Genomic DNA, 16347 nt, shown 5'->3' on the forward strand with positions numbered 1-16347 from the left:
CGACTGGGAGACTTCCATGCAAGCGTCACCGCAAAAGAAGACGTTGAAGCTGAGAAAACTGCCACCTTCCTACAGTGCTGTGGTCATGCCGTTCGTTCTTTCAATCCTCATGACCTGCATCATCTCGGCGGTTTCGACGGCGATCGGCACGGGCTGGACTAACGATTTCGTAGCGACCCGGTCATACGCATGGGGCGTATCATGGCTTGTTGCGTTTCCGAGCCTGCTGATTGTCCTTCCGATCGTGCGTCGGATCGTTGCGGCAATTGTCGATCAGCCGGTCCGACCCTAATCCTAACAGAAACGGCCCCTTGCGGGGCCGTCTTCATGTTGGATGCCGGCTTGCTCAGGTGAGCGGTGAAAGCTGGATCTCGACGCGACGGTTCTGGGCACGGCCGTCGGCCGTTGCGTTGGAAGCGATCGGACGCGTCTTGCCGAAGCCGGTGACGGCGAAGCGGCGGGAATCGACGCCCTGCCCGGACAGGTAGTTGGCGACCGCCAGCGCGCGGCGTTGCGACAGGTCGAAATTGTGTTGGTCGCCACCGGTCGAGTCGGTGTGGCCGAACACGTCGACCGTGGTCTGCCGGAACTTGTTCAGCACAAGTGCGACCGAATTCAACACCTGATAGAAGCCGGGCTTCACCGCGTCCTGGTCGACGTTGAAGGTGATGTCGGACGGCATGTTGAGGATGATCTGGTCGCCGGTGCGGGTAACGCTGACGCCGGAGCCCTGAAGCTGCCGGCGCAGTTCGGCCTCGTTCTGGTCCATGGTGGCGCCGATGGCGCCGCCGGCGAGCGCGCCGACGCCAGCCCCGATCAGCGCATTACGGCGATCGTTGCCTCCGGCAAGCAGGCCGAGCCCGGCGCCTGCTAGCGCACCGATGCCGGCCCCGGCCGCAGTATTGGAAACCTTCTGCTCTCCGGTATACGGATCGGTGGTGGTGCAGGCGCTCACGAGTACAGCCGTCGCCACGGCGACGAGCACAGTCTTTTTCATTGGGTAGTCCCTCTTCAAACCGTGGCTACGCCGACGGCGCGCCATATCAGCCCTTCCGGGCTCGTTGTAACATGAAATGCGGCGAAAAGCGGAACAGGAAAAGCGGCTGGCTATGGCTTTTCCCGGTCAATTCCACAGCCACGATGTTGCGCGATTTCGATCGGCTACCAGAGATTCTTGCCGTCGATGACAACGACCTCGATCTGGCCGAGGTCGAAGTCGTCGAACAGGCGCGAGTTCACGCTGATCTTCGGGTTGTCGAAGTTCGGCTTGCCGGTCGACCAGTCCGGGGTTTCGGTGAACGTGCCGCAGCCGCAGGTGGCGCAGAAGCCGTGTTTGATGGTTTTCGACCCCCACCGGTAGAACGAGACATTCTTGAGCGGGCTGGTGAGCTTGAATTGCGACGGCGTATAGTAGGCCCACAACGAGCCGCGCTTCGAGCAGAAGGAGCAGGTGCATTGCGTCACCGTTTGCGGCGCCTCCGAAACCTCGAATGTCGTCGCTTTGCAGTGACAGCTTGCCTTTATGGTCATGAACGACTTCCTCACGATTGCCTGCCGCCTGCACGACAAGGCAACATAAAGAGACGCTTCTGACAACCGTCTGTCAGCAGGCCCGCTTGCCTGCGTCAGACGCTTAGCGCTTCAATCTTTTTTGATGCAAGCCGTCATCCCAAAACCGCTGCGCACCCTCGGGTCAGGCCCGTGGGCAAGCTTTTGGGGCGACATGCACTAAAACGATGACGGCGGCACGAAAAGGCAGATGGTCTTTCCATCATTGGCGCCGGCAACCGAGCACCAGTGATATTCGCCATCGGGCGAGTTCTTGATCCGTGTGTCGGTGTAGGCCACGACCTCGCCTGTCCCCCTGATGACGTAGCCCTCCGGACGCTCGCTGATCGACGTCTGCGAGACCGCGCGGCAATCATAGCCCGAGCAGCAGGAGAAAGGGTAACTCCAGCCTTGCGGCTTCGCCGCGGTCGGCTTGGCGTCATGCGCCAGAGCGGGCGCTGCAAATGTCGTGATGGCGGCTGTCATAGCCACCACCGCGATGATTGAATTCAGGAAGCGGCGCGCCGTGTTGACGGCTGAGGCCGGTCGGGTTGTGAAAGCAGGCATGGGCGCAATTCCTATCGACGGTTGTCAAGCGTTTCGCTTGCCCGTTCCCGGAACGTGTCTTCCCAGTGGCCGGATCGTCAGGTCGCAGATACGCCGCGTCCGGCCATAAATGCTTTTTCTCCCCCCAGCCCTTGAATGCTGGGCTGATTCCTTGGTTGGCGCAAGAAATTGCTGTGCAAACCGAGCGCCGACATCTGCGGCCGGAATCAGCCTGCCGGGTTGGCGAGGCTAACCTCGTCAACCCGGCAGATGGGATCGCAAATAACGGAATTCGGCTCGCAGTGGTTCCGGGCTGACCGCCGGCAGGCATGCGACATCCAACCTGGAGATGATAATCGTTCTGGAAAATTCGATGAAAAACAAAGCCATAAGCAACCGCTCAATTCGAGTGAGAGCCTGTTACTCTAGCGTGATGTTGCTGCTGCTTTGATGCTTAAAGCGTGTCGCGTTTGAACGGATTCATGCAACGCGCTTTAAGCCCTTTGTTTCTATGCATATCGTTACCCCAAAACCGCTGCGCACTTTTGGGCGACATGCGTTAGGAGCTTCAGTCGATATCGGCAACCATTTCGCCGGCGCCGCCCTCGATGCGCTGCGACAGCGAGGCCTCCATGAAATCGTCGAGGTCGCCGTCCAGCACGCTCGACGGGCTTGTGCTCTCGACACCTGTGCGCAGGTCCTTCACCAACTGGTAGGGCTGTAGAACGTAGGAGCGGATCTGGTGGCCCCAGCCGATATCGCTCTTCGACGCTTCGGTGGCGTTCGCCACCGCCTCGCGCTTCTTCAGTTCTTCCTCGTAGAGCCGCGAGCGCAGCATCTCCCAAGCTTTCGCCTTGTTCTTGTGCTGGGAGCGCTCGGCTTGGCAGGCGACCGCAATGCCGGTGGCGAGATGGGTGATGCGGACCGCCGAATCGGTGGTGTTGACGTGCTGGCCTCCCGACCCGGACGACCGATAGGTGTCGATGCGGACATCCGATTCGGATACGTCGATCTCGATCGTATCGTCGATCACAGGATAGACCCAGACGCTGGCGAAGGACGTGTGACGGCGCGCATTGCTGTCATAGGGCGAAATACGCACGAGACGGTGGACGCCGGATTCCGTCTTCAGCCAACCATAGGCATTGTGGCCCTTGATCAGCAGCGTAGCGGATTTGATGCCGGCCTCTTCGCCGTCATGGACTTCCAGCACCTCGACCTTGAAGCGGCGCCGCTCGGCCCAACGCGTGTACATGCGCAGAAGCATCGAGGCCCAGTCCTGGCTTTCGGTGCCGCCGGCGCCGGCATGGACTTCGAGATAGCTGTCGTTGGCGTCCGCCTCGCCAGAAAGCAGCGTCTCGATCTGGCGCGCCTTTGCCTCGCCGCGCATCGAGCGGATCGCCGCTTCCGCCTCGGCGACGACGCTCTCGTCGCCCTCCTCCTGGCCAAGCTCGATCAGACCGATATTGTCTTCCAGGGCCTGGGTGAGGCCTTTGACCGCGGCGATCCCGTCCTCGAGCCCCTGGCGCTCACGCATCAGCTTCTGCGCCTCCAGCGGCTCGTTCCAGAGGCTCGAATCCTCGGCTCGCACGTTCAGGTATTCAAGCCGCTTTATAGCTTGATCCCAGTCAAAGATGCCTCCTCAGCAGGGTTATCGCCTGCCTGATCTCATCGACAATATTCTGCGTTTCCGCGCGCATGGCTGGCCGTTCTGTCCCGTTCTGAAATGATGCCCGTTAACTGAAAATAGCGCTCGGGGTTGGCGCGATACATAGGGACGGCACTGCCGCCTGTAAAGCGGAATGGCCGGCTAGACCATGATCGCGAAAAGCGAAAATCGGTTTTCCGAAAAGATCATGGTCAGACAAGAAGAGGTCCGGCCCAACCGCATGTTCCGGCTGTCAATAGAGCCCGCCACCGCCGGACTGGATAGCCTGGTTGGCCTGAGGCGAAAGCGATCCGCCGGAGGCCTTGGAGCTGTCCGCATCCATGCCGATCACCCAATAGCTGTCGGCGGGGCCGGTCCCCGGCTTGAACGCTTCGATAAAAGCACCGGCGTCGCCTGAGTTGGCCCGCATGCCGGTCTTGCGATTGATGGCGATCAGCTTCATGCCTTCGGGGACCTTGAAATCGACATTGGGCGTGCCGTCCAGCGCCACCCGCATGACGTCCTTGAAGATCGGCGCGGCGAGGCCGCCGCCAGTGGCGCCTTTGCCAAGACCTTTCGGCTGATCGTAGCCCATATAAAGGCCAACGACGAGATTGGGCGTGTAGCCGATGAACCAGGTATCCTTCTCGTCGTTGGTCGTTCCGGTCTTGCCGGCGATGTGGCGGCCGAGTTCGGCGACGGTGGCGCCGGTACCGCGCTCGACGACGCCCACCATCATCGAGGTGATCTGATAGGCAGTCATCGGGTCGAGCACCTGCTCGGAATTGTCGACCAGTTCCGGCTCAGGCTGGTTCTGCCATTCGGCCGCGTTGCAATTTTCGCAGCCGCGTTCGTCCTGCCTGTACACCGTCTTGCCGTAGCGATCCTGGATGCGGTCGATCAGCGTTGGTTTGATCGACTTGCCGCCGTTGGCCATGATCGAATAGGCCGACACCATCCGCATCACGGTGGTTTCGCCCGACCCCAGCGCCATCGGCAGATATTGCGCAAGACGATCATAGACGCCGAAGCGCTCGGCATATTCGGCGACCAGCTTCATGCCCATGTCGTTGGCAAGGCGTACAGTCATCAGATTGCGCGACCTCTCGATGCCGGACCGCAAGGTCGCTGGGCCTGCTGTCCTTCCATCGTAGTTCTTCGGCGTCCAGGTCGTGTTGCCGCTCTTGATGGTGATCGGGCCATCCATGATCACCGAAGCTGGCGTATAGCCATTGTCGAGGGCGGCCGCATAGACGATCGGCTTGAACGACGAACCCGGCTGCCGCATGGCCTGGGTGGCACGGTTGAATTCGGACTGCGAATAGGAGAACCCGCCGACCATGGCCAGAACGCGGCCGGTATGCGGATCCATGGCGATCAGGCCGCCTTCCACTTCGGGGACCTGGCGCAGGGCATAGGCCCCATCCGCATCCTCTTTCTTCTGCACGAAGATGACGTCCCCCGGCTTCAGCACATCCGCCGGCGAGCTGGCCTTGACGGTCCTGCCGTCGACCACATGACGCATGGCGAAGCGCATGTCCTCCTTGCTGACCGTGCCTTCGATGCGATCCTTGGCGAGTTCGCCCGAGACCTCCCGGGTCGGCTGAAGGCCGATGGACAGGCCGTTCGCCGAGCTGTCGAGCACTACGGCGAGCGACCATTCCGGCACGTCCTCCAGTCGCTTGACCTCGCCCAAGGGCACGCCCCAGTCGCCGGATACATTGATCGACGTCACCGGTCCGCGGTAACCGCGCAGCGTGTCGAACTTCATCAGGCCGTTCTGCATGGCTTTGCGGGCGATGAGCTGCATCTTGGGATCGAGCGTCGTACGGACGGACAGGCCGCCCTCGTAGAGCGCATTCTCGCCGTAGCGGGTGCTGATCTGGCGACGCACTTCCTCGGTGAAGTATTCGCCGGCGAACAGATAGGTGCCGGTGCGGCGCGGCGTGACACCAAGCGGCTCGGCCTTGGCCTTGTCGCCTTCCTCACGCGTGACGTAGCCGTTGTCGACCATCTGGTCGATGACCCAGTTGCGGCGCTCGATGGCACGGTCGGCATATTTGAAGGGGTGATAGTTGGAGGGTCCCTTCGGCAAAGCCGCCAGATAGGCCGCCTCCGCCACGGTGAGTTCATTCACCGCCTTGTCGAAATAGGTAAGTGCCGCGCCGGCGACACCGTAAGCGCCAAGCCCGAAGAAAATCTCGTTGAGGTAGAGCTCGAGAATGCGGTCCTTCGAATAGGCCTGCTCGATACGGAAGGCGAGGATCATCTCCTTGATCTTGCGCTCGTAGGTCTGGTCCGAGGACAGCAGGAAGTTTTTCGCCACCTGCTGGGTGATCGTCGAGGCGCCGACCTGGCGCTTGCCCGAGCCGAAATTCTGCAGATTGACCATGATTGCGCGGCCAAGGCCGGTCATATCGATGCCAGGATGATTGTAGAAGTTCTTGTCCTCGGCAGACAGGAAGGCCGCCTTGACACGATCCGGCACCGCCTGGATCGGCAAATACAGGCGCCGCTCGCGCGCATATTCGGCCATCAGCGCACCATCGGACGCGTGGATGCGGGTCGTCACCGGCGGTTCATATTTGGCCAGGACCTCATAGTCGGGCAGATCCTTCGACAAATGGCTGATATAGATCGCCACGCCCGCCGCGACCAAAAGGGCCAACGCCGTGCCGATGCCGAAAAAATAGCCAATGAGACGAATCATGCCCGCTCCAGTCCTTGGTTCGGGAATCTCCTAAACGAAGCCGCCTTTCGCGCAAGCTTTCGAGCCGATCCCGACCGGTAATCAAAAACCCATGTCGCTACCATGTGGGTAAAATACGGCAGCATGCGATTTCGGCTTCGAATGGAGGAAATAAAAGCGCCGGGTGTTGTCGTCGTGCAACGCTGCCTGTGGTTGCGAGCGACGGCGCGCATCTCAGCCTCCGGTTCCTGCTCCGGTCCTGGCTGAAGCGAACAGAGCGATGGCATTGGTTATGCTCTGCGCTGCCTTGCCGCGCCAATCCGGGCTGAGCAGTTGCGCCTCGTCCTTGGCGTTCGAGAGATAGCCGAGTTCGACCAGCACGGAGGGGACATCCGGCGCCTTCAACACCTTGAAGCTGGCCGAACGCTGCGGATTGTTGATCAGGCCGACGCTGGTGGAAAGCTGGCCTACCAAAGTGTGGGCGAAACTCATCGAGAAACTGTGCGTCTCGCGGCGGATCAGGTCGATCAGGATGTCGGTCACTTCCTTGTTGTCGTCCTTGATTTCCATGCCTGCGAATTGGTCGGAGAGGTTTTCACGGTCGGCAAGCGCCTGCGCCTCGGGATCGGAAGCCTTATCGGAGACCGTGTAGACGGTTGCGCCGCGAATGCCCTTGACCCTGATCGTGTCGGCATGGATCGAAATGAGCAGATCGGCCTCGTGCTGGCGGGCGATGCGCACGCGATCGTCCAGCCGCAGGAATTGGTCCGTCTCGCGCGTCAGGAACACGTCGTATTTGTCGGCTGCCGCAAGCCTGGCGCGCAGTTCGTTGGCGAAGGCGAGCGTGACGTCCTTCTCGACCGTGCCGTTCAGACCCTCGGCGCCGCCGTCAATGCCGCCATGACCTGGATCGATGACGACGGTGAAGCGATGGCCTGGATTGGAGACCGGCCCGGTGCCGATCCTGCCGCCCTTGTCGGAGGAAACCGTCGAGCCCGTGGTCAGCGCCTGATTGGCAAGAGCAGCGTCGAATTCCCGCGCCGACGCCGCCGACATCTCGATGGCGATGCGGTAACCGATGCCGTCTTCATTCTTGAGCACGTCGAGCCTGTCGACGGCGAACGGCCCCTTGCCGGTGAGAATCAGCCGCGATACCCCCTCGCTGAGATCGCCGTAGCGCACGCCTCTGACCAAGCCGCGCGCCTTCAGATCTTTGGCATTGATGGCAAATTTCGTGTTTGGCAGGTCGATGACCAGACGGTGGGGACCGCGCAGCAGGAACCATTTGACGTCGGGCTCACGGTCGAAATTCATAACGATGCGCATCTTGGTGGCGTCGCCCGCCATTTTGTAGCTCGTCGCAGCAAGCGGCGCTTCGGCAGCAAAGGAAACCGGCGAAAGGGCCATGCAAGCGATAAGCAGCAACAGCAGACAAGCAACGGGGAAGCAGGCGTAGAAGAAAATGCCTCCGGCACGACTGTCCTTGCGCGTGAAGACTGCCAGTCCCATCTTTATTCCAGTCGCTCCGGTTTGGCGCCAGGCGCCCAATCTTGCTTGTCGGAGTGTCGGCGTCTTGTCGAAATGCCGGTTAGGCCGCGAACTCGATTAACGATTGGTATCCAGAGAAGGTTAACCAAGCCTTTTCATCCAAAGGCTTAAAGCGTGCTTCCGTTACGGAACTGCTTTTTGCCGGCATCGGAAATCGGGGTTGCCTTCCAACCCGCCAAATCATAAAAGCGATGGTGGATCACTGCAATCCTGGAACCGTCCTTCTCCGCAGCTTCCTGCTACAGGTCAGATGAACGACGGCTCCTTTCGCTTCAGGCGAAAAAGGCATCAGGTGATCGCGACGAATTTCGCAGGCGCGAGCCCGTGGCGGGGGAAACGCCTGCGTAAGGAAAACGGCCGGGATTGTCCCGCGCCGGCTCTGTACGAGCAAACAAGCTGGTCCGGTTTTCCCGGGCTTTGGTTCAAAAAGGTTCTGCTGGTTACGATGGCTTCAAGCGCAATCATGGAAAGGTCCGCAGCAAACCGCGCCATTATGGCTGCGGGCGGCACCGTCATGGCGCTCAGGCCGCGGCCGGCGGACGTTCAATTGCCCGGCACCCATGTTCATCCACACTCACAGCGGCGGGCTTTGCCCCGCAAGCTGCGGCTGACGGCTGCCGGGGGGAAACGAAATAATGCCCAACAAGATGCTGATAGACGCCTCCCACCCGGAGGAAACACGTGTTGTCGTCGTTCGCGGTAACCGTATTGAAGAATTCGACTTTGAATCCCAGGACAAGAAGCAGCTCAAAGGAAATATCTATCTCGCCCGCGTAACCCGCGTCGAACCCTCGCTTCAGGCAGCCTTTGTCGAGTATGGCGGCAACCGTCACGGTTTCCTCGCCTTCAGTGAAATTCATCCCGATTACTACCAGATTCCGGTCGCCGACCGTCAGGCGCTGCTGCGCGCGGAAGCGCAGGAGGCCGAAGACGAGGACGACGAGGACGGCGAAGGCGACGACCGCCAGAGCCGCGATCGCGGCCGGCGCGGACGCCGGCGCGGCGGCAAGAGCCGCGACCGCGGCGAACACAAGCGTGATGCAGGTGCGGCCGACGACGATTCTGCCGGTTCTGCCGATTCCCCCGATTCCAATGAGAGCGGCGAACTCAACGAGAACGGCGGCGATGCGCTCGCGGAGAGCGGCGATGCCGTTTCCGAAAATGTGAACACGGCATCCGAGACTTCTGAACATCGCGAGGATATCGCCAGTCACAGTGAAGCCAGCCATAGTGAGGCGCACCATGATGAGACGTCTCATGATGAGACTGGGCCTTCCGAAGGCGGTCCAAATTCCATCGCCGCCAGCATTGAAGCGGATGTGATTTCCGAAGCCGTGCCGCAGGCGGACTCGGTCGGCGAAGCCACGTCCACCGACAACGATCGCGGCATGCTGGAAGAGGTGCATTCCTCGCATTCGGACGACCACGAGGTCGAATCGGTCGGCGCCGAGGATGCGCTGGAAGAAGCGCGCAACCGCCGCAAGCCGGTGCGCCGCCAATACAAGATCCAGGAAGTGATCAAGCGCCGGCAGATCCTTCTGGTGCAGGTCGTCAAGGAAGAGCGCGGCAACAAGGGTGCGGCGCTCACCACGTACCTGTCGCTTGCCGGCCGCTATTCGGTGCTGATGCCCAACACGGCGCGCGGCGGCGGCATTTCGCGCAAGATCACCAACGCACAGGACCGCAAGCGCCTGAAAGAGGTCGTCGCCGACCTCGAAGTGCCGCAGGGCATGGGTGTCATCCTGCGTACGGCCGGCGAAAGCCGCACCAAGGCCGAGATCAAGCGCGACTATGAATACCTGATGCGGCTTTGGGAAAACGTCCGCAATCTGACGCTGCAGTCCACGGCCCCTGCCCTGGTCTACGAGGAAGGCAGCCTGATCAAGCGCTCGGTGCGCGACCTCTACAACAAGGACATCGACGAGATCCTGGTCTCCGGCGAAGAAGGCTATCGCGAGGCCAAGGACTTCATGCGCATGCTGATGCCGAGCCATGCCAAGGTGGTGCAGCCGTTCCGCGACACCACGCCGATCTTCGTGCGCAACGGCATCGAGGCGCAGCTCGACCGCATGCTGCAGCCGCAGGTGACGCTGAAGAGCGGCGGCTACATCATCATCAACCAGACCGAAGCGCTGGTCGCCATCGACGTCAATTCGGGCCGCTCCACCAAGGAGCACTCGATCGAGGACACAGCGCTTCACACCAATCTGGAGGCGGCCGAGGAAGTCGCGCGGCAGCTGAGGCTACGCGATCTCGCCGGCCTGATCGTCATCGACTTCATCGACATGGAGGAGAACCGCAACAATCGCTCCGTCGAGAAGCGGCTGAAGGATCACCTCAAGAACGATCGCGCCCGCATCCAGGTCGGCCGCATCTCGCATTTCGGCCTGATGGAGATGTCGCGCCAGCGCATCCGTGCCAGCGTGCTAGAATCGACCATGAAGCCTTGCCCGCATTGCGGCGGCACCGGCCATGTCAGGTCCGATTCGTCTGTCGCGCTGATGGTGGTGCGGGCGATCGAGGAATTCCTGCTCAAGGATTCGCGCAGCCACATCACGGTGCGGACGCCGGCCGCGACCGCGCTCTATGTGCTCAACCACAAGCGCGGCACGCTGGTGGAACTCGAAAGCCGGTTCGGCCTGACTATCACCGTCGAAGCCGACGATACGGTCGGCGCCCAGCACTATGCGATCTTCCGCGGCGCGCTGGCGGAAAAGCCTGAAGGCTTCGTCGAGATGCGCACCTTGCCCGCCTATGTCGAGCCGGAAGAGCCTGCAGACGAAATCGTCATCGACGAGGAGGACGAGACTGTTGCACTGGCGGAGCAACCGCGCCACGCCCAGCAGCCGCAGCAGCCGCAGCAGCCGAGGCCAAGCGAGGATGGCGAAGGCCGCGACCGCAAGCGCCGCAAGCGCCGCAGACGGCGCGGCGGCAAGGATCGCGATCGTGAGCACGGCGCACCCGTGGACGGCACGTCCGTCTCGACCACTGCCGATGGCGTCTCCGAGGCAGCAAACGATGAAGGCGCCGAAGCGGCCGACGAAGAGCAGGTCGGCGTCACCGAGGCCGTGGAAGCGTCGGATGACGGTCAAGAGCCTGATGAAGGTCGGGGGCCGGATGACGGTCAGGGCAAGAAGCGCCGGCGCGGCAAGCGCGGCGGTAAGCGCAATCGCCGTGAAGATGGCGAAGGCGAGATCGAGGCAGGCACTGCCGAGGCGGCCGATGGCCGCGCAAGCGAAGTCCCGGACGCTGTGGCCGTCTCCAGCGAGCCGCTAGCCGCAACGCCGGTTGAAGAACCGGCGGATCTTGCTCCGGCCAACGACGACGTGCCGACCGCTGAGAAGCCGAAGAAGCCACGCCGCGCCGCCAAGCCGAAGAAGGCTGCGGCGGACGTCGTCGCCGAGGCGCCGCCTGCCGAGCCGGAAGCCTCCGCCGAGGCTCCCGCACCTGTTTTGGAGGAAACAGCCGTGGCCGCCCTCGACGAAAAGCCGAAGGTCCGCCCATCGCGACGCAAGCCTGTACCGGTAGATGCTCCCGTTGAGCCTATCGTGTCCTCGACCGTTGCCGATGAGGCAAAGACCGAGGACAAGCCGAAGCGTGCCGGCTGGTGGCAGAAGAAAGGTTTCTTTTAAGCTTTTCAGCTAGTTAACCTGATCTTTTAATCAAATGATCCCGCGCTGTTCAAAGACGGCGCGGGATTTTTCTTGTCCGGCGTTTCCGTGAACCGGTGAACCGCTCTACGGCGCGAAGACCGACCAATTCATCATCTTCGCCAGCCGTTCCAGCGCGACCGAGCCCAGCCTGGAATTGCCGTTGGCGTTGAGGCCGGGGGACCATACGGCAAGTGACGCCACGCCCGGCACGATCGCCAAGATGCCGCCGCCGACGCCGCTCTTGCCGGGAATGCCGACGCGGAACGCGAAATCACCTGAGCCGTCATAGTGACCGCAGGTCAGCATCATCGCGCCAATGCGGCGGGCGCGCTCGGCCGATACGACGGAATGGCCGGTCGCTGGGTTCTTACCGCCATTGGCGAGGAAGCGGCCGGCCACAGCCAATTGCCGGCAGCTCATGGCGATGGCGCAATGGTGGAAATAGACGCCCAGCGCCAGATCCGGCGCGTGGTTGAGATTGCCGAATGATTTCATGTAGTTGGCAAGCGCCAAATTGCGAAAGCCGGTAGCGCGTTCCGAAGCGGCGACCTCGCGGTCGATGATAATGGTCTCGTCGTCGGCCAGGAACTGGACGAAGCGCAGGATCTCGCCGATCGCCTCGCGCGGCTGATGGCCGGCGAGCAGAATGTCGGAAATGACGATGGCGCCGGCATTGATGAATGGATTGCGCGGAATGCCGTTCTCATGCTCGAGCTGGACGATCGAGTTGAATGGGTTGCCCGAAGGCTCGCGTCCGACGCGCTGCCACAGCGCATCGCCGACATTGCCGAGCGCCAAAGTCAGCGTGAACACCTTGGAAATGCTCTGGATCGAAAACGGCTCATCGGCGTCACCCGCCACCAGCATGCGACCGTCATTGGTCACGGCGGCAATGCCGAACTTCTTCGGGTCGACCTTGCCGAGTTGCGGAATGTAGGTCGCGACGTCGCCGCGATCCGTGCGCTCCGCCATCTCAGCGGCAATTTCGGTCAAAGCCTGTTCGAGTTCCGGCATTCGCGCTACTTCAGCCAGCGTTCGATGCGCATCATCGCCTCGGCCATCTCATCGTGGCTGCCGGCATAGGAAAAGCGCATGGTTCGATGGCCTTGAAGCGGATCGAAGTCACGGCCGGGGGTCGCCGCGACATGCGCCTCAGCCAGCATCTTGCGCGCGAAGGCCATGCTGTCGTTGGTGTGCCTGGTGACATCGCAGAAGGCGTAGAAGGCGCCGTCCATCGGTGCGGCCAGCGTAAAGCCGAGTTCGGGCAGCCGTTTCATCAAAAGCTCGCGATTCCAGGCGTAGCGCGCCTTCACCGCCTCCAATTCCTGCTTAGCCTTAAACGCCTCGATCGCGGCGATCTGGGACAGTTCCGGCGGCGAGATGTAAAGGCTCTGGGCGATGCGCTCGACCGGCCGCACCAATTGTTCCGGCAGCACCATCCAGCCGATGCGCCAACCGGTCATGCAGTAATATTTCGAGAAGGAATTGATCACCGTCACATCGGGGTCGTAGGCAAGCGCCGTGGTGTCCGGCGCAGCGTAAGCCAGCCGGTGATAGATCTCGTCGGAGATCACGGCGATGCCGAGTTCTTTCGCGGTCGTCACCAGCGCCGACAGCTCGTCGGCCGGTATGATCGCGCCGGTCGGGTTGGCCGGGCTGGCGAACAACACGCCCTTCAGCTGCTTTTCGCGATGCGCGGCTTTCAGATGTCCGGCGTGGAGATAGGCATCACCGTTGAGCTCGATCTCGACGATCTCGATGCCGAGCGCCGCCATGATATTGCGATAGGCCGGATAGCCGGGTGCGGCGATGGCGACACGGTCGCCTGGATCAAACATCGCCAGAAAGGCCAGGTTGAAGGCGGCCGACGACCCGGTGGTGACGGCGATCCGGCTTGGCGATACGTCAAGCCCGTAGTGGTCGGCATAATGCTGCGCGATCGCCTCGCGCAGGCCCGCAAGGCCCAACGCATCGGTGTAGCCGATGCACCCCATTTTCAATGCGTTCCTCGCCGCTTCCCTGACACCGGCCGGCGCCGGATCGGACGGCTGGCCTACGGCCATGGAAACAACCGGTACGCCCCTGGCCTTTAGCCGATTCGCTTCCGCCAGAATGTCCATGGCGTGGAACGGCTCGACTTCGCCGCGACGCGAAAGCGATACAACCATTTGACCTCATTCCTTGTCAGCCCCTGGGGTCGGCCCTTTGGGGGTTGACCTTGCCGGCTGCCGGCGCCGAGCTTTGGTGTCCAGCGCCGCACAAATGCCCGATTGATGTGAGGATCACAAGTTCAGTAAAGTTTCAGCGCCGACTTTTCATCCTTCGCCCGCTCGTCTACCAGTGGACCTGCCATGTTGAGCCGACCCAAATCGACGATTGCCAGGGCAGCGCGCGTCTTCGCCACGTTTTCGCTTGCCGCGACCGTCGCTGTGACCAGCACGGTCAGCGCCTTCGCGCAAAACGTGCCGGTGGTGCGAGATGCCGAGATCGAAGCGCTGGTGCGCGACTATGCGCGGCCGATCTTCAGGGCCGCGGGCCTGCCGGAAGACGGCGTCGACATCGTGCTGGTCAACGACCAGAGTTTCAACGCCTTCGTTGCCGGGCCTCGCCTGTTCATCAACACCGGCGCCCTGATGTCGGCGGAGACACCCAACGAGATCATCGGCGTCATCGCCCACGAAGCCGGCCACATTGCCGGCGGGCACCAGCAGAAATTGCGCAACCAGCTCGAACGCGCCAAGACGATGGCCATCATCGCGACCCTGCTTGGCGCCGGTGCCATCGTCGCCGGCGCCACCTCCAAAAGCCGAGGCCTTGCCGGCGCCGGCATGGGAGTTGCGGCTGGCGGCGGCGAGATGGCGCAGCGCAGTATTCTCGCCTATCAGCGCACCGAAGAAATGACCGCCGACCGCTCGGCGATAACCTATCTCAATGCCACAGGCCAGTCCGGCATGGGCATGCTGAAGACCTTCGGTCGCTTCCAGAGTGCGCTCTCGCTGTCGGGAGCGCAGGTCGATCCCTACCGGATCAGCCATCCGCTGCCGCGGGAACGCATCGCCAATCTCGAAGTGCTGGTCAAGCAGAGCCCCTATGTCGACAAGGTCGATCCGCCGGCATTGCAGCAGCGGCACGACATGATGCGCATCAAGATCGCCGCCTACATGGAAGGTCAGGCCGCCGCATCGCGGCTGATGCGCAAGAATCCGGGCAGCCTCGCCTCGCAATATGGCGATGCGCAAACGGCCTATCTCTACGGCAATCTGGCCAAGGCGCTGGCCAAGACCAACGCGCTGATCAAGGCACAGCCGAAGAACCCCTATTTCCAGGAGTTGCGCGGCGACATCTTGATGAAGGCGAACAAGCCGAGGGATGCCGCCGAAGCCTTCGCCAAGGCGGTCAGCCTCGATCCGGCGCGATCCGGGCTGCTGCCGGTCTCCTACGGCCAGGCGCTGATGGCCGTCGGCACGCCCGATTCCCTGGAGAAAGCGGTAGTCCAAATCAACAAGGGCCTGGGTCGCGACCGGGAAAACGCCGTAGGGTACCGCTATCTGGCGCAGGCCTATGGCGAGCTCGGCAAAATCCCGGCCGCGGACCTTGCGACCGCCGAAGGCCATTTCTATTCCGGCGCCTACAAGGATGCCAAAATCTTCGCAATGCGTGCGCAGATGAAAATGAGACGCGGCGAGCCGGGCTGGATCCGCGCTCAGGACATCATAAACTACGCACCGTCAGGCAAGAAAAAGTGAACATTCCGGCCGTGCGCGGCGACATATAGTGGACCAATCGGGTCAGACCAATTGGGCCGGAACCAGGCGAAGGATTTAGGGACCATGAACAAGGGAATTCTGCTGGGCACCACCGGAGTGGCGGTCGCTCTCGCCATGCTGGGTTTCGGGTTCGTGACCGGAAGCCCGCAGACGGCAAACGCCGATACCGCGCAGATCGCCCAGGCGGCGCCCGCCGACACCAAGATCGACCGGGCCGAAGTCGAAGGCATTATCCGCGACTATCTCCTGAAGAACCCGGAAGTGCTGTTGGAGGCTCAGGAAGCGCTCGAGGCCAAGCAGAAGGAGGCGCAGCGCGTCGCCAGTCTCGCCATCATCCAAAATGCCAAGGACCAGATCTTCAACTCGGCCTTCGACGGCGTCGTCGGCAATCCGAACGGCAAGGTCACCATCGTCGAGTTCTACGATTACAATTGCGGCTACTGCAAACGCGCCATGGAGGACATGCAGACGCTGACGACAGCCGATTCGGACCTGCGCTTCGTGCTCAAGGAGTTCCCGATCCTCGGCCCGGATTCGCAGAAGGCGAGCGTCGTCTCGATGGCCTTCCACCTGATGATGCCGGAGAAATACGGAGCGTTCCACAACGCGCTGCTCGGCGCCCAGGGACGCGCCACCGAAGCGGCGGCCATCAAGGTAGCGCTTTCGCTCGGCGCCGACGAAGCGACGCTGCGCGAGAAGATGAAGGACCCGTCGATCGCCGAGGCCCTCACCAAGACCTATGACCTTGCCAACAAGCTGGGCATCACCGGAACGCCCTCCTATGTGGTCGGCAACGAGGTGGTGTTCGGGGCGCTCGGGCAGGAAGTGCTGGCGGAGAAGATCGAGGCGGCCAAGGCTGCACTCTGATCGACCGCTGGGTTTTCGGCGCAGGCCATTTTCCGCCTGTTGTGGACAGCGAAAGAACCCACTTGCGCTCTTTTCGCAGGC

12 protein-coding genes are annotated in these 16347 nt (G+C 61.9%); 4 read left to right on the top strand and 8 right to left on the bottom strand.

All coding sequences use genetic code 11. The annotated features are described in order from the left end of the window. Window positions 1–16: 16 nt before the first annotated feature. Window positions 17–292 (top strand): DUF2798 domain-containing protein, encoded by a 276-nt coding sequence (locus tag AC0L26_RS25460; protein ID WP_473635061.1) that lies wholly within the window; start codon window positions 17–19, stop codon window positions 290–292. Window positions 293–346: 54 nt separating this feature from the next. On the opposite strand, the gene AC0L26_RS25465 is transcribed toward AC0L26_RS25460, so the two are convergent. The 6 genes from AC0L26_RS25465 to AC0L26_RS25490 all read right to left on the bottom strand — a co-directional run bounded on the left by AC0L26_RS25465 (window position 347) and on the right by AC0L26_RS25490 (window position 7940). Further along, entirely contained in the window at window positions 347–997 is a 651-nt protein-coding gene (locus AC0L26_RS25465) for a YiaD family glycine zipper/OmpA-like lipoprotein (protein ID WP_095489478.1), read from the bottom strand. A gap of 164 nt (window positions 998–1161) precedes the next feature. Beyond that, complete coding sequence (locus AC0L26_RS25470; protein WP_473635062.1) at window positions 1162–1530, bottom strand: GFA family protein; 369 nt, start codon at window positions 1528–1530, stop codon at window positions 1162–1164. Between the two features lie 198 nt (window positions 1531–1728). Next, the gene (locus AC0L26_RS25475; RefSeq protein ID WP_473635063.1) at window positions 1729–2115 is read right to left on the bottom strand and encodes a hypothetical protein; all 387 of its coding nucleotides are present in this window, start codon (window positions 2113–2115) and stop codon (window positions 1729–1731) included. A gap of 547 nt (window positions 2116–2662) precedes the next feature. Next, window positions 2663–3794, bottom strand: a protein-coding gene (gene prfB, locus AC0L26_RS25480) for a peptide chain release factor 2 (protein ID WP_352930498.1) whose coding sequence is annotated in 2 segments (ribosomal slippage) — window positions 2663–3727 and window positions 3729–3794 — 1131 coding nt in all. Because the reading frame shifts where the segments join, the coding sequence is not laid out codon by codon here. Between the two features lie 201 nt (window positions 3795–3995). Beyond that, window positions 3996–6452 carry a penicillin-binding protein 1A gene (locus AC0L26_RS25485; protein WP_473635064.1) on the bottom strand — a complete coding sequence of 819 codons (2457 nt, stop codon included), beginning with the start codon at window positions 6450–6452 and terminating at the stop codon, window positions 3996–3998. Window positions 6453–6665: 213 nt separating this feature from the next. Beyond that, complete coding sequence (locus AC0L26_RS25490; protein WP_473635065.1) at window positions 6666–7940, bottom strand: N-acetylmuramoyl-L-alanine amidase; 1275 nt, start codon at window positions 7938–7940, stop codon at window positions 6666–6668. Between the two features lie 674 nt (window positions 7941–8614). Here AC0L26_RS25490 and AC0L26_RS25495 point away from each other — a divergent pair. Beyond that, on the top strand, window positions 8615–11611 hold the full coding sequence (locus AC0L26_RS25495) for an Rne/Rng family ribonuclease (RefSeq protein WP_473635066.1): 2997 nt from the start codon (window positions 8615–8617) through the stop codon (window positions 11609–11611). A gap of 105 nt (window positions 11612–11716) precedes the next feature. On the opposite strand, the gene AC0L26_RS25500 is transcribed toward AC0L26_RS25495, so the two are convergent. After that, complete coding sequence (locus tag AC0L26_RS25500) at window positions 11717–12646, bottom strand: glutaminase (protein WP_473635067.1); 930 nt, start codon at window positions 12644–12646, stop codon at window positions 11717–11719. A 5-nt stretch (window positions 12647–12651) separates the two neighbouring features. Further along, window positions 12652–13800 carry a pyridoxal phosphate-dependent aminotransferase gene (locus AC0L26_RS25505; protein ID WP_473635068.1) on the bottom strand — a complete coding sequence of 383 codons (1149 nt, stop codon included), beginning with the start codon at window positions 13798–13800 and terminating at the stop codon, window positions 12652–12654. A 183-nt stretch (window positions 13801–13983) separates the two neighbouring features. Between AC0L26_RS25505 and AC0L26_RS25510 the strand changes: the two genes are divergently transcribed. Beyond that, window positions 13984–15378 (top strand): M48 family metalloprotease, encoded by a 1395-nt coding sequence (locus AC0L26_RS25510; RefSeq protein ID WP_473635069.1) that lies wholly within the window; start codon window positions 13984–13986, stop codon window positions 15376–15378. A gap of 84 nt (window positions 15379–15462) precedes the next feature. After that, window positions 15463–16266 (top strand): DsbA family protein, encoded by an 804-nt coding sequence (locus tag AC0L26_RS25515; RefSeq protein WP_473635070.1) that lies wholly within the window; start codon window positions 15463–15465, stop codon window positions 16264–16266. Window positions 16267–16347: the final 81 nt, after the last annotated feature.

Source organism: Mesorhizobium sp. WSM4823, from assembly GCF_055811195.1.

Excerpts from the sequence above, each read along its gene's own strand:
- AC0L26_RS25495 (WP_473635066.1), top strand. The coding sequence starts at position 8,615 with ATGCCCAACAAGATGCTGATAGACGCCTCCCACCCGGAGGAAACACGT.
- AC0L26_RS25470 (WP_473635062.1), bottom strand. The coding sequence starts at position 1,530 with ATGACCATAAAGGCAAGCTGTCACTGCAAAGCGACGACATTCGAGGTT.
- AC0L26_RS25465 (WP_095489478.1), bottom strand. The coding sequence starts at position 997 with ATGAAAAAGACTGTGCTCGTCGCCGTGGCGACGGCTGTACTCGTGAGC.
- AC0L26_RS25490 (WP_473635065.1), bottom strand. The coding sequence starts at position 7,940 with ATGGGACTGGCAGTCTTCACGCGCAAGGACAGTCGTGCCGGAGGCATT.
- AC0L26_RS25475 (WP_473635063.1), bottom strand. The coding sequence starts at position 2,115 with ATGCCTGCTTTCACAACCCGACCGGCCTCAGCCGTCAACACGGCGCGC.
- AC0L26_RS25460 (WP_473635061.1), top strand. The coding sequence starts at position 17 with ATGCAAGCGTCACCGCAAAAGAAGACGTTGAAGCTGAGAAAACTGCCA.
- AC0L26_RS25505 (WP_473635068.1), bottom strand. The coding sequence starts at position 13,800 with ATGGTTGTATCGCTTTCGCGTCGCGGCGAAGTCGAGCCGTTCCACGCC.
- AC0L26_RS25485 (WP_473635064.1), bottom strand. The coding sequence starts at position 6,452 with ATGATTCGTCTCATTGGCTATTTTTTCGGCATCGGCACGGCGTTGGCC.
- AC0L26_RS25515 (WP_473635070.1), top strand. The coding sequence starts at position 15,463 with ATGAACAAGGGAATTCTGCTGGGCACCACCGGAGTGGCGGTCGCTCTC.
- AC0L26_RS25510 (WP_473635069.1), top strand. The coding sequence starts at position 13,984 with ATGTTGAGCCGACCCAAATCGACGATTGCCAGGGCAGCGCGCGTCTTC.
- AC0L26_RS25500 (WP_473635067.1), bottom strand. The coding sequence starts at position 12,646 with ATGCCGGAACTCGAACAGGCTTTGACCGAAATTGCCGCTGAGATGGCG.